This is a genomic window from Mesorhizobium sp. M7A.F.Ca.AU.002.02.1.1, from assembly GCF_003998535.1.
Taxonomy (GTDB): domain Bacteria; phylum Pseudomonadota; class Alphaproteobacteria; order Rhizobiales; family Rhizobiaceae; genus Mesorhizobium; species Mesorhizobium ciceri.
The window spans coordinates 1-12,058 of the sequence record NZ_RZPB01000108.1 but is presented as its reverse complement, the minus strand read 5'-3'; the positions used below and the strand labels follow the sequence as shown (position 1 = coordinate 12,058).

The following is a 12,058-nucleotide window of genomic DNA, read 5'->3' as shown; positions in this document are numbered from 1 at the left end:
TCCTGCACAAGCCGATCGCCGACGAGGAATTGCGCGAGACCATTACCGCGGTCTGCTTTGGCGGCAAGGCGATAAGTGGCGACACACGTTAAAACGAAACGCGCGCTCGACGGCTCGGCGCGCCGGCAAGCCGCGATGCAGCACGCTGGTGCGCAGGGCCTACCAACATCGAAGCTGCCGCCCGAAAGCAAAAGAGGCCCCGGTCAAACCGGAGCCTCCAATCGTTTCACGCAGGATTTCTCGAAAGGTGAGAAAGATCAGGCAGCTTCTTCCTGCTCGGCCTCTTCATTGTCGGCCTTGGCGCCACGCTTAGGGCCCTTGTTGAGGTTGACCTCGATTAGGCGCACGGCTTCGGTTTCCGACATGCGGTTGACGGCCGCGATCTCGCGGGCCATGCGGTCGAGCGCCGCCTCGTAGAGCTGACGCTCGGAATAGGACTGCTCCGGCTGGTTGTCGGCGCGGTAGAGGTCACGCACGACTTCCGAGATCGAGATCAGGTCGCCCGAATTGATCTTCGCATCATATTCCTGGGCGCGGCGCGACCACATGGTGCGCTTGACGCGGGCGCGGCCCTGCACGACCTTCAGCGCGCGCTCGACATAATCCTCTTCCGACAGCTTGCGCATGCCGATGGAGGTCGCCTTGGCGACCGGCACCTTCAGGCGCATCTTGTCCTTCGAGAAGTCGATGACGAACAGTTCCAGCTTGTGTCCAGCAACTTCCTGCTCGTCGATCGAGACGATCTGGCCGACGCCATGCGCCGGGTAGACGATGTACTCGCCGGTCTTGAAACCGTGACGCGCAGCGGTGGACTTCTTCTGCGGGGTGATCGTTGCCATTGCGCACTGAACTCCTTGTTGTGGTACCGGCGTCCTGCCGGCCCGAACTCGCGCGATCGGAGAAACCGACCGTTAGCCGCACAACAGATGAACCCATCGGAAAAGCCGGACCGGCAAACCGCAACATCGCGACCGCCTGGCCCAGATCGCTCTGGTCCGAATGGGATTTTCACCTTTCAGTGATTTGGGGCGTCTGCGCCATAAATCGACGTTGTGTCACCGGCATGTTTCGCTGATGTAACACAAAAAGTCGGAAGAATCAAGGTTTTGCTGCATACGCGAAGGCCACAACCCGGCGCCGGCTGTCAAGCCGGTTAATGTGACGTGCCTCTTACCCTGCGTAATACCGGCCTTTCCGGCCGTATTGTCAATCGCCTTCGCCGGGCTCGGCGGAGAAGTATTTCTCGAACTTGCCGGCCTCGCCGTCGAAGGATTTCGCGTCTGCCGGCGGTTCCTTCTTGGCGGTGATGTTGGGCCATTTCTCGGCATATTCGGTATTGACCTGCAGCCATTTGTCGAGGCCGGGCTCGGTGTCGGGCTTGATCGCGTCGGCCGGGCATTCCGGCTCGCAAACACCGCAGTCGATGCACTCGTCGGGATGGATGACGAGCATGTTCTCGCCTTCGTAGAAACAATCGACCGGACAGACCTCGATGCAGTCCATGTATTTGCATTTGATGCAATTGTCGGTCACGACATAGGTCATCGGTCGGCTCCGGGACGTCCCATTTTGTTGGGCTTTTTCCGTCAGGTAACGCCTTTGGCCGCTGCTTGCAAGGGCAGCCATTCCTGTCGGCATCAGCGTTTCGAAATGGAATTCCAGGCAGCCGGCGCCCCAGAGGCCGGCGACCTCATGCAGGGCTTCCTGTTTGCCGGGTTCAGTTTTGCTTCAAACACGTCGTTATCCTGGCAAGCGCCGCCTGTTTTTGGACGCCAGGCATCAATCTTCGCCGAGCAATCGGTCGGTCTGGCGACGTTCCTTCTTGGTCGGGCGGCCGCTGCCGGCCTCGCGCAGCCCCGGAATTGCATCGGGAGGGGCTTCGCCCTTCGGTGCGGGCGGTGGCGACATATCCTCGTAGAGCGTACGGGCTTCCTCGGCCGGGCCGCGTCGCGCACCCGCGCCGAGGACCTTCCAGATGAAGATGCGCCGCTCGAGCGTGATGGTCAGGACGTCGCCTGGCTTGACCTGATCGGAAGCCTGCGCTGCTTTGTCGCGATTGATGCGGACCCGGCCGGCGACGACCAGTTTCGCCGCCAGCGAGCGCGATTTCACGACGCGGGAGAAGAACAGCCATTTGTCGATGCGCTGGCGGCCTTCGGCAACCATCGAAGCGAGCCGGGTTCTACTTCTTCAATTGGTCGCGCAGAGCGGCGAGCTTGGCGAAGGGCGAATCCGGATCGAAACGCACCGGGCGCTCCTCGCGCGGCTTTGGCTGGAAGGCGGGCTTGCCGCCTTGCGGACCACCCTTGCCATCCGGCCTGCCACCCTTCCAGTCGGGACGGCCTTCGCGGCGGTCGGGACGCTCGCCCTGCGGCCTGTCACGTCGCTGTTCGCCTTCGGCCTGCGGCTTGGGTTTGAACTTCGAGCGGTCGAAGCGCGGCTTGCCGGCTCCATCGCGCCGTCCTTCATGGGCCGGACGCTCTCCGGGTGCAGCGGCGTTCGGTGCGCCGGCGTCCGCAGGCGCATCGCTTCGGCCGCGCGCTTGTCCGTTGCGTGGGCGATTGTTCCTGCGGTTGTCGTCGCGGTTGCGCGGGCGCTGTTCGAAACGACCCTGACGCCACAACAGGATGGGTTTTGGCGCTTCGGCTTCCGGGGCGGGTTCCCCGGTGGCTGCTTCAGTCACCGTCACGGGTTCGTCCGGCGCGGCGTCCGTTGCCGGCGCGGCATTTGACACCAGCTCGGCCGGTGCAACTTCTTCTGCCGCTGCGGCTTCAGTCTCGGCAGCTTCAGCCTCTGCCTGCGGTTCAACCGGTGCCGGTTCAGCAGCAGCCTCGGCAACAGGCGCTTCGTCTTGCACGGTTTCGACCGGAGCGTCCGCCTGTTCTCCCACGGCAGGCGCAGCAGGTTCCGCCGCGGCGTCGGAGGTCATTTCGGTCGCCGTTTCCGAAACGGCCACTGCGTCCGATGCCGGCTCCGACCCTTCGACTGCTGCCTCTGCTGCGGCGTCCGCCGCCTTGGTCTGCTCGGCTCGTGCAGCCTCTTCCGCCGCAAGCTTCGCCATCGCTGCTTCGCGCGCGGCATTGTCCTGTGCTTCGAGCCGCGCCTTGACCTCGACGGCCGGCTTCGGCTCGGCACGGTAGCCGAGACCTTTGAGGATCTCTTCCATGTCGTCCGCGGTGGCGCCGAGGATCGACATCATCGGCGGCGTCACCATGAAGGACTGGCCGTCATAGGCGCCGTCCGGGCGCTGGCCGAGGCCGGGCTTCCAGTTGGTCGCCGGGCGGATCAGATCCGCCAGCCGTTCCAGGATGTCGATGCGCACGGCGCGACGGCCGAGATTGCGGTAGCCGGCAAGCTTGTAGAAGGTCTTGTCGAAGGCGGGGTCGATGACCACCGAGGTGCGACCCGAGGCGAGCGCATGGACCACGTCGCCAAAACCTGGCTTGTCCTTGCCGTCGTTCTTCAGCGCCCACAGCAGCGTCACCAGCCCGGCAGGCGCCGGCTTGATCAGCGCCGGCACGAAGACATGGTAGGCGCCGAAGCGCACGCCAAGCCGGCGAAGGGCTGCGCGGCCTTCCTGGTCGAGCGACTTCATCTCCTCGGCGATGTCGCGGCGGTTGATGAGGCCGAAATTCTCGACCAGCTGGAAGGCGATGCCACGGCCGATGCCGGAAATCTGGTCGGCGTTTTTCAAGTCGACCAGCGGCTTCAGCAGCGACTCGATCTGGAAATTGACGAAACGCTCGGCACGCGCGGCGACCTTGTCGCGCGCCGGGCCGGTCAGCTGTTCGTCGGCCAGCAGCACCAGCCGCGGCTTCAGCGCGTCTTCGCCTGATACAAGCGTGCCGATCGGCGCACCGATCCAGCGCAGCGTGCCATCCGACCCGAGCGCGATATCGCCATTGGCCGAGGCGCCGAAGCGTTCGGCGCGCGCCTCGAACTCGGCGGCCAGCGCCTTCTGGGCAGCGGTGCGCACCGCCTTGGCGTCTTCGCCGCCGGCGGTCTGGTCGGCGGTGAAGCGGAACCCTTGCAGCTCGCCGACATGGTGGCCTTCGACAAGGACGGTTCCGGTAGGACTAATTTCGGCTTCAGGCATGGTATTTTCTCTAAGGCGCCGCATGAGGACGGAAGTCCTGCGGTCTACGAAGCGTTTCGTCAACCGCTCATGCAGCGCATCCGACAATCTGTCTTCGATTTCGCGCGTCTTTTCCTGCCAGTGTGCCTGATCGGCCAGCCAGCCGGGCCGGTTCGACACGAATGTCCAGGTGCGGATCTGGGCAATGCGATGCGAGAGCGTATCAATGTCGCCCTCTGTTGTGTCGGCGCGGCGAACCTGCTCGGCCATATAATTCTCGTCGACATGGCCGTGGCGTGCGAGGTCCGTGTAGATCGAGGCAATGAGGTCGGCATGCTGGGCCGGCGCGATCCTGCGGTAGTCGGGCAGCGCGCAGGCTTCCCACAACAGCGCCACGCGCTTGGCATTGGTGGTGAGTGCGCGGATGTCCTCGTCGCGCGACAGATGCTCGAGCGCCTGTGCATCGACGGCAGGCAATGCCCGTGTCAGTCCCTCGACCGGGGCGTTGGTTTCGATCGAGCGCTTCAGCGCGTCGAGGCTGGCAAAGTCGAAATGTGCGGTGCGCCATTGCAGCACCTTCACCGGGTCGAAGTCGTGGCCTTCGATCTTCTTGATCAGATCCTCGTCCAGCGGGTCGACCTGGCCGGTGACACCGAACGTGCCGTCGCGCAGATGCCGGCCGGCGCGGCCGGCGATCTGGCCAAGCTCGGCCGCCGTCAGATTGCGGTACTGGAAGCCGTCGAACTTGCGATTCTGGGCGAAGGCGACGTGGTCGAGATCGAGGTTGAGACCCATGCCGATGGCATCGGTGGCGATGAGGTAGTCGACATCGCCGGACTGGAACAGCGCCACCTGGGCGTTGCGGGTGCGCGGCGAGAGCGCGCCGAGCACGACGGCGGCACCGCCCTGCTGGCGGCGGATCAACTCGGCGATGGCGTAGACCTCGTCGGCGGAAAAGGCGACGATCGCCGTGCGCCGCGGCAGGCGGGTCAGCTTCTTGGAGCCGGCATAGGCAAGATGCGACAGCCTCGGCCGCGTCACCACCGAGACACCCCTCAGCAGGCGCTGCAGGATACTTTGCATGGTGGCGGCGCCCAGCAGCAGCGTTTCCTGGCGGCCGCGCAGGTGCAGGATGCGATCGGTGAAGATGTGGCCGCGCTCGAGGTCGCCGGCGAGCTGCACCTCGTCGATGGCGACGAAGGCGGCGTCGGTCTCGCGCGGCATGGCCTCGACGGTGCAGACCGAATATTTGGCGCCCGGTGGCTGGATCTTTTCCTCGCCGGTAATCAGCGCAACCTTGTGGGCGCCGACCTTTTCGCAGACGCGGGCGTAGACCTCGCGCGCCAGAAGCCTGAGCGGCAGGCCGATGATTCCACTCTCATGCGCCACCATGCGCTCGATGGCGAGATGGGTCTTGCCGGTGTTGGTCGGCCCGAGCACGGCGGTCACGTCGCGGCCCGACAGGATCAGCGGCTCAGTGTGTTTGGGCTGGATGTTCATCAACCTAGAATAAGGCTTCCGGGACCTGGAGATAAGGCTTCTGGCCTCTGGTTGTCGGGAGCGTGCCTCAAATGGGCGCGTATGACAGGCGACACATAGGGATTTCGGGCGCGAAGCGAAAGCGGAATGTTCCGTCGGCAGCCAGAAGGTGGTTCCGTCAAGCTCTCAATCAGAATGCGGATTAACGGATAGAACGAGTCTGGAACGAATCGGCGACGAATCAGTGACTCCTGCAGGTTCAGCTTTTGTTCACGGCTATATGTGGATTTCGCGACCACGAGACGCACCACATGCTGAATCGCTGAACTGGCCCGTTTCGTGCTAAGAGGGCATTGCCATTAACCTTTGCCGATAAACGATCACAATGGCTTGGCGTGCCTCGACCAAGGTTATGAAATTGTTGATCTTTCTTAATCTGCGTTAAGCAATTGGCAGGGGATTCCGGCTGTCGTCGTTAACGTTCAGCTCAAAGCCGGAACGAATCGGCGACGAATCAGCGATGGCGGAATTTTCCCGTTTTGTTCACCTCAATATCTTGTGTTGTGAACAGCTTATCCACCGAGAATCCACAGGCTTGGAAGCTGGTTTCGCACAGGCCGGCCGGGCCGCTGTTAACCTCTGCGTGCCGGATTGGGTCAGCAGCCGTGCTGTCACTTCGAAGGGACCATGGCGCAAACGAAAAACGGGCCGGCGCGCCGGCCCGTCGATCTCTGCGCCTACATCGCCGTCGTCAGGCGAAATACTGGCCGCCATTGGCCGTGATGGTCGAGCCGGTGATGAAGCCGGCATCTTCGGATGCGAGGAAGACGACGCAGCGCGCGATTTCTTCGGGCTCACCGAGGCGGCCGACAGGAATCTGCGGAATGATGCGCTCGTTGAGCACCTTCTCGTCGATCGCCTTGACCATCTCGGTGGCGATATAGCCGGGACAGATGACGTTGACAGTGATGCCGGCGCGCGCCCCCTCTTGGGCGAGAGCCTTGCTGAAACCGATATCGCCGGCCTTGGCGGCGGAATAGTTGACCTGGCCGGCCTGGCCCTTCTGGCCGTTGATCGAGGAGATGGTGATGATGCGGCCGAACTTGCGGTCGCGCATCCCGCTCCACAGCGGATGCGTCATGTTGAAGACGCCGGACAGGTTGGTGTCGATGACCTCTTTCCACTGCTCACGCGTGATCTTGTGGAACATGGCGTCGCGGGTGATGCCGGCATTGTTGACCAGCACCGAGACCGGGCCGAGATCGGCCTCGACCTGCTTGATGCCGGCGGCGCAGGCATCATAGTCGGCGACCGACCATTTGTAGACCGGAATGCCGGTCTCAGCCTTGAATTTCGCCGCTGCGGCATCATTGCCGGCATAGTTCGCCGCAACCGAATAGCCGACGGTCTTCAATGCGATCGAGATCGCCGCGCCGATGCCGCGCGATCCGCCTGTGACGATTGCTACCTTGGTCATGCATTTCCCCTTTTTTGATATCGCCCTGTTGTCGGGCTTGGCAGGCACTGGATACAGAACGGGCGGCTAAAGCGCGTCGCGCTGAAGTAGGTTCAGGCGATGCGCTTCAGCTGTTTGGTTTTATGCATGTCGGTGTTCCCAAAACCGCTGCGCAGTTTTGGGCGACATGCATGCACGCCGCCCGTTTAGTGACTTTCTTCAGAGTGCTTCGACACACATGGCGACGCCCATGCCGCCGCCGATGCACAGGGTAGCGAGACCCTTCTTGGCGCCGCGCCGGCGCATTTCGAAGACCAGCGTGTTGAAGACGCGAGCGCCGGACGCACCGATCGGATGGCCGATGGCGATGGCGCCGCCATTGACGTTGACGATCGAGGGATCCCAGCCCATGTCCTTGTTGACGGCGCAGGCCTGCGCCGCAAAGGCTTCGTTGGCCTCGACCAGGTCGAGATCGCCGACCGACCAGCCGGCCTTTTCCAAGGCCTTGCGCGAGGCGGGAATGGGTCCGGTGCCCATGATCTGCGGATCGACGCCGGCGGTTGCCCAGGACACGATGCGCGCCAGCGGGGTGATGCCGCGCCTCACCGCTTCCGCTTCGCTCATCAGCAGCGCGCCGGCGGCGCCGTCATTGATGCCGGAGGCGTTGGCGGCGGTTACCGTGCCGTCCTTGTCGAAAGCCGGTTTCAGCTTGGTCATGGCGTCGATCGTGGCGCCGTGGCGGATGTATTCGTCCTGGTCAACGATGGTGTCGCCCTTCTTGCCCTTGATGGTGACGGCGACGATCTCGTCCTTGAACTTGCCGGCCTTCTGCGCGGCCTCGGCCTTGTTTTGCGAGGCGAGCGCGAACTGGTCCTGGTCTTCGCGGGTGATCTGGAACTGACGCGCGACGTTTTCGGCTGTGTTGCCCATGTGGTAACCGTTGAAGGCGTCCCACAGCCCATCCTTGATCATGGTGTCGATCAGCTTGAAGTCGCCCATCTTGACGCCGGCGCGCAGGTGCTGGGCATGCGTCGAAAGCGACATCGATTCCTGGCCTCCGGCGACGATCACCTTGGCATCGCCGATGGCGATCTGCTGCATGCCGAGCGCGATGGCGCGCAGGCCCGAGCCGCAAACCTGATTGAGGCCCCAGGCGGTGGTTTCCTTGGGCAGGCCGGCATTGATCGATGCCTGGCGGGCCGGGTTCTGGCCTTGCGCGGCGGTCAGCACCTGGCCGAGGATGACCTCGTCGACCTCGCCTGGTTCGACGCCGGCACGCGACAGCAATTCCGTGATGACGACGGCGCCGAGCTCATGCGCCGGGGTGGCGGCGAAAGCGCCGTTGAAGGAGCCGACCGGCGTGCGCGCCGCACTGGCAATGACGATGGAAGCGGACATTTTCTTCTCCAGACTTCAAGGGTGTTGCTCTGTCGTTGGGGACTTTTCTTGCCCTTTCCCAACCCCAAGTCAAACCGGAAATGGGCATGGCGCCCATGCGCCGCAAGCAGGCCATGCCTTGCCATGGCGGCCATTCGTCCATTGCTGCGCAGCATATTTTGCCTGCCATGCAGCATTTAGTGATCCCGCACTGCACAAACTGCTTGGAATTGTGAGGCTTTTGCGCATATCCTCAAAAAAGGCACAATCGTTATCGGCGGCTTACTCAGAGGCGCGCCGGTGTCCCCGGGAGGATGTAGATGGCCGCTAAAGACGATCCGATCATCATCAAGAAATACGCCAATCGCCGCCTCTACAACACCGGCACCAGCACCTATGTGACGCTCGAGGACCTCGCCGAGATGGTCAAGAAGGGCGAGGAGTTCACCGTCCAGGACGCCAAGACCGGCGACGACATCACGCATCCGGTGTTGACCCAGATCATCTTCGAACTGGAGAACAAGGACGGGCAGAACATGCTGCCGATCCCGTTCCTGCGCCAGCTCATCGCTTATTACGGTGACCAGATGCAGATGATCGTCCCGAGCTTCCTCGAACAGTCGATGCTTGCCTTTTCCAAGGAGCAGGAGCGCTTTCGCGAGCAGATGAAGGGGGCGCTCGGCAAGTCGCCGCTCGACATGATGAAGATCACCACGCCGATCAAGGCGCTGGAGGAACAGACGCGCCGCAACATGGAAATGTTCCAGAATGCGATGCGGCTGTTCACGCCGTTCCCGCCCGCTGGCTCCGCGCCAGCCGCTGCGACGTCGCCCGAGCCGGCCAGGAAGGAAACGCCTGACAAGCCCGACGATCTTCAGGAACTGAAGGACCAGATCGCGGCCATGCAGCGCAAGCTCGACACGATGTCCTGAGCGCCTGGCGTTCTTGCGGCCTTACACCAGCACGCCCTCATAGCGGCCGCGCGGCCGGATGACACTTCCGCTTGTTATCTGTTCGACCGTGTGCGCGGCCCAGCCGACGCTGCGTGCGAGCGCGAACAGGCGGAACGGTGCATCGCGCGGCAAGCCTAGGCTGCGCGTCAGCGCGGCCAGCCCAAAGTCGATGTTGGGAAGCGCGCCGGTCGCCGCAAAGGCAGCGTCGCGCAGCGACGATAGTGTGCCGTCAACCTCGATCACCGACAGCAGCGCCGCCCCGCGGGGATCGCCGTCAGGATAGAGTTGATGACCGAACCCCGGCAGCGGCCGGTCATGGCTGAGCCAGCGCCGGATCGTCGCATCGGCGCCAGGCCGCGCCGCATCCTCGGCCAGTTGCATCACCGCCTCTCCGGCGCCGCCATGGCGCGGGCCTGACAGCGTCGCGAGCCCTGCCAGCAGGCAAGCGGCCAGCGGCGCGCCGGTCGAGGCTGCGACGCGCGCGGCGAAGGTCGACGCATTCAGTTCATGATCGGCAAGCAGGACAAGCGCACGGCGGATCGCATCGGCGCGGCCGGCATCCACCGACCAGTCCTGCGCAAGCCGCTGATGGACGGGATTTGACCCCGCCGGTGCGCCCAGCGCGGCGGCCAGCACGCCGACCGCGTGCGCGGCATCGGTATGCAGCGAGGCGGCGCTGCGCCCGAGCGACGGGCGCCCCTGACCGGCAAGCACGGCAAGTTGCGCAAAGGCCGAGGCTCGGCCAGCTTGATGGGGTGCGTCCGGCGACGCTGCTTCGAAAGCCACCGGTTTCGGCAGAGCCCACAGAACGGCGGCGGCTTCTTCCAGTGTGGCGTGCCCGGAGAGCACTGCGGCGTCCTGCCCGCGATAGATAAGCCGACCGCGCGAGACGGTCGACATCGCCGTTACGATCGAGGGCTCGCCCCAGGCGATGGCGCTTTCGGCGATGACTGACGGGCTGCGGCCGCGCGCCCGGCGGGTCGCCAGTGCGGCGATATCGTCGGCGCGGTACTGGCTGCGGCGCGGATCGGCGCGGTTGGGCCGCATGCCGATGCGCCCACGGCTGACATAGGCGTACAGCGTCTGCGCCCGCACCTTGAGTCTCTCCAGCGCCTCTTCCCGGGACAACCACTCGGACATATCGAGCCCTGATATTGATTATATTGATCAAGATTGATGGAAACGTTGCCCATCTCTATCTCCGATCCGGAAATGCTTCAAGGAGACAGGCTATGGCGAATGGGCTCGATGATGTGGTGGCGGCGGAAACCGTGCTTTCCGATGTGGATGGTCTTGGCGGCCGTCTGACGATCCGAGGTCATTCGCTGCCGGAACTGGCCGGCCGTTGGAACTATGCCCAGGTGGTTAGGCTGCTGCTCGACGGCTTCTTCAACGACCTTCCCGATGATGCGCAACTGACGCGGGCGCTGGGACAGGCGCGTGCGGACGTGTTCGAACGGCTCTTGCCCTCGCTGCCTTTGCTGGCGCCGCTCGATGTCTACAGCGCCATGCGCGCCGGCATGGCGCAGCTGCCGGATGGCGAGACCTTGACCGACGCCTTGCTGCTGATCGCGGCGCCCGCCGTGCTGACGCCGGCGCTGCTGCGCCTGCGGCGCGGCGAGCAGCCGATCGCGCCGGACAGCCGCACCGATCATGCCGCCGACATGCTGAGGATGCTGGGCGGCCGCGTCGCCTCGCCGGCGCTCACAAAAGCGCTCGACACCTATCTGGTGACCGTCTGCGACCACGGCCTCAACGCATCGACCTTTGCGACGCGCGTGGTCGCCTCCACGCAGGCCGGCCTGACATCCTCTGTGCTGGCCGGGCTTGGCGCGCTCAAAGGGCCGCTGCATGGTGGCGCGCCTGGCCCCGTCATCGAGATGCTGGATGCGATCCAGGCGCATGGCGATGCCGCCGGCTGGCTGCGCAACGAGATCGCGCAGGGCAGGCGCATCATGGGGTTCGGCCATCGCATCTACCGTGTGCGCGATCCGCGCGCCGATGTGCTGAAGGCCGTCGTGCGGCAACTCGGCGGCGAGGGCGAAACCGGTCGCCGGCTGGCCTTTGCGGAGACCGTCGAGCAAACGGCGCTCGAGGTGCTTAGGATCGCCAAGCCGCAGCGTTCGCTGCAGACCAATGTCGAGTTCTACACCGCGCTGGTGCTGCAAGCGGCGGGCTTTCCGCCGCAAGCTTTCAGCAATGTCTTTGCCGCCGGGCGCGTGGCCGGCTGGATCGCGCATGCGCGTGAACAGCAGACGACTGGACGGCTGATCCGACCGCAGTCGCGCTATGTCGGGCCGGTGCCGGACCTGGTCGCCTGAGGTTCTTTCGGCGCCTGGCGAGCGACTCCGATCCGATCAGGATCCTCCTGGTGAGCGGCCGTGTGGCCGCTCATGACGAAAATTTCATCTCGTCGAAAAATTCTGGCCGCTGTTATTGCGTCGCATTGAGCATATATGCTGCACTGCAACATAAGATCGCTCTTGCCGCAACCAGAGGATTTCGACCTTGGCCGCCAGAAAACACGCAGTCATCACCGGCTCCACATCGGGCATTGGCCTGGCCATCGCCCAGGCGTTGGCGGCCGAAGGCCATAATGTCGTCGTCAACTCCTTCTCCGACACGGCTGCCGACCACGCCATCGCTGACGCGATCGCCAGACAGCACAAGGCGAAGACGGCCTATATCAAGGCCGACATGTCGAAGCCGGCCGAATGC

Annotated in this window: 11 protein-coding genes; 4 read left to right on the top strand and 7 right to left on the bottom strand. The window is 64.0% G+C overall.

Annotated features, from left to right (window positions below; translation table 11 throughout):
* Positions 1-257 precede the first annotated feature (257 nt).
* From EN879_RS09695 to EN879_RS09670, 6 genes are all read right to left on the bottom strand, one after another.
* Positions 258-839 (bottom strand): CarD family transcriptional regulator, encoded by a 582-nt coding sequence (locus tag EN879_RS09695; protein WP_013529179.1) that lies wholly within the window; start codon positions 837-839, stop codon positions 258-260.
* A gap of 367 nt (positions 840-1,206) precedes the next feature.
* Positions 1,207-1,545 (bottom strand): ferredoxin FdxA, encoded by a 339-nt coding sequence (fdxA, locus tag EN879_RS09690; RefSeq protein WP_013529180.1) that lies wholly within the window; start codon positions 1,543-1,545, stop codon positions 1,207-1,209.
* A gap of 234 nt (positions 1,546-1,779) precedes the next feature.
* On the bottom strand, positions 1,780-2,166 hold the full coding sequence (locus tag EN879_RS09685) for an RNA-binding S4 domain-containing protein (protein ID WP_013529181.1): 387 nt from the start codon (positions 2,164-2,166) through the stop codon (positions 1,780-1,782).
* Between the two features lie 16 nt (positions 2,167-2,182).
* Complete coding sequence (locus EN879_RS09680) at positions 2,183-5,575, bottom strand: helicase-related protein (protein ID WP_063169187.1); 3,393 nt, start codon at positions 5,573-5,575, stop codon at positions 2,183-2,185.
* 730 nt (positions 5,576-6,305) lie between these two features.
* Complete coding sequence (phbB, locus tag EN879_RS09675; RefSeq protein WP_013529183.1) at positions 6,306-7,031, bottom strand: acetoacetyl-CoA reductase; 726 nt, start codon at positions 7,029-7,031, stop codon at positions 6,306-6,308.
* A 198-nt stretch (positions 7,032-7,229) separates the two neighbouring features.
* The gene (locus EN879_RS09670; protein WP_024502944.1) at positions 7,230-8,408 is read right to left on the bottom strand and encodes an acetyl-CoA C-acetyltransferase; all 1,179 of its coding nucleotides are present in this window, start codon (positions 8,406-8,408) and stop codon (positions 7,230-7,232) included.
* 86 nt (positions 8,409-8,494) lie between these two features.
* Between EN879_RS09670 and EN879_RS40555 the strand changes: the two genes are divergently transcribed.
* Together EN879_RS40555 and phaR are read left to right on the top strand one after the other, a co-directional pair.
* Positions 8,495-8,623, top strand: coding sequence for a hypothetical protein (locus tag EN879_RS40555; protein WP_255337222.1), 129 nt, complete (start codon positions 8,495-8,497; stop codon positions 8,621-8,623).
* Between the two features lie 84 nt (positions 8,624-8,707).
* Complete coding sequence (gene phaR, locus EN879_RS09665) at positions 8,708-9,319, top strand: polyhydroxyalkanoate synthesis repressor PhaR (protein ID WP_063169186.1); 612 nt, start codon at positions 8,708-8,710, stop codon at positions 9,317-9,319.
* Positions 9,320-9,340: 21 nt separating this feature from the next.
* Here phaR and EN879_RS09660 read toward each other — a convergent pair whose 3' ends face one another.
* Entirely contained in the window at positions 9,341-10,480 is a 1,140-nt protein-coding gene (locus tag EN879_RS09660; protein WP_127274026.1) for a citrate synthase, read from the bottom strand.
* A gap of 92 nt (positions 10,481-10,572) precedes the next feature.
* Here EN879_RS09660 and EN879_RS09655 point away from each other — a divergent pair, with 92 nt between their 5' ends.
* A complete protein-coding gene (locus EN879_RS09655; RefSeq protein ID WP_063169184.1) occupies positions 10,573-11,661 on the top strand; it encodes a citrate synthase/methylcitrate synthase in 1,089 nt (362 codons plus the stop codon).
* Positions 11,662-11,848: 187 nt separating this feature from the next.
* Positions 11,849-12,058, top strand: a 210-nt coding sequence (locus EN879_RS09650) for an SDR family NAD(P)-dependent oxidoreductase (protein ID WP_127274025.1), incomplete at its 3' end; no start/stop codon positions are given.

What these genes read in the sequence shown, in the direction of transcription:
- EN879_RS09695 (WP_013529179.1), bottom strand. Translation starts at nt 839, where the DNA reads ATGGCAACGATCACCCCGCAGAAGAAGTCCACCGCTGCGCGTCACGGT.
- fdxA (WP_013529180.1), bottom strand. Translation starts at nt 1,545, where the DNA reads ATGACCTATGTCGTGACCGACAATTGCATCAAATGCAAATACATGGAC.
- EN879_RS09685 (WP_013529181.1), bottom strand. Translation starts at nt 2,166, where the DNA reads ATGGTTGCCGAAGGCCGCCAGCGCATCGACAAATGGCTGTTCTTCTCC.
- EN879_RS09680 (WP_063169187.1), bottom strand. Translation starts at nt 5,575, where the DNA reads ATGAACATCCAGCCCAAACACACTGAGCCGCTGATCCTGTCGGGCCGC.
- phbB (WP_013529183.1), bottom strand. Translation starts at nt 7,031, where the DNA reads ATGACCAAGGTAGCAATCGTCACAGGCGGATCGCGCGGCATCGGCGCG.
- EN879_RS09670 (WP_024502944.1), bottom strand. Translation starts at nt 8,408, where the DNA reads ATGTCCGCTTCCATCGTCATTGCCAGTGCGGCGCGCACGCCGGTCGGC.
- EN879_RS40555 (WP_255337222.1), top strand. Translation starts at nt 8,495, where the DNA reads ATGGCGCCCATGCGCCGCAAGCAGGCCATGCCTTGCCATGGCGGCCAT.
- phaR (WP_063169186.1), top strand. Translation starts at nt 8,708, where the DNA reads ATGGCCGCTAAAGACGATCCGATCATCATCAAGAAATACGCCAATCGC.
- EN879_RS09660 (WP_127274026.1), bottom strand. Translation starts at nt 10,480, where the DNA reads ATGTCCGAGTGGTTGTCCCGGGAAGAGGCGCTGGAGAGACTCAAGGTG.
- EN879_RS09655 (WP_063169184.1), top strand. Translation starts at nt 10,573, where the DNA reads ATGGCGAATGGGCTCGATGATGTGGTGGCGGCGGAAACCGTGCTTTCC.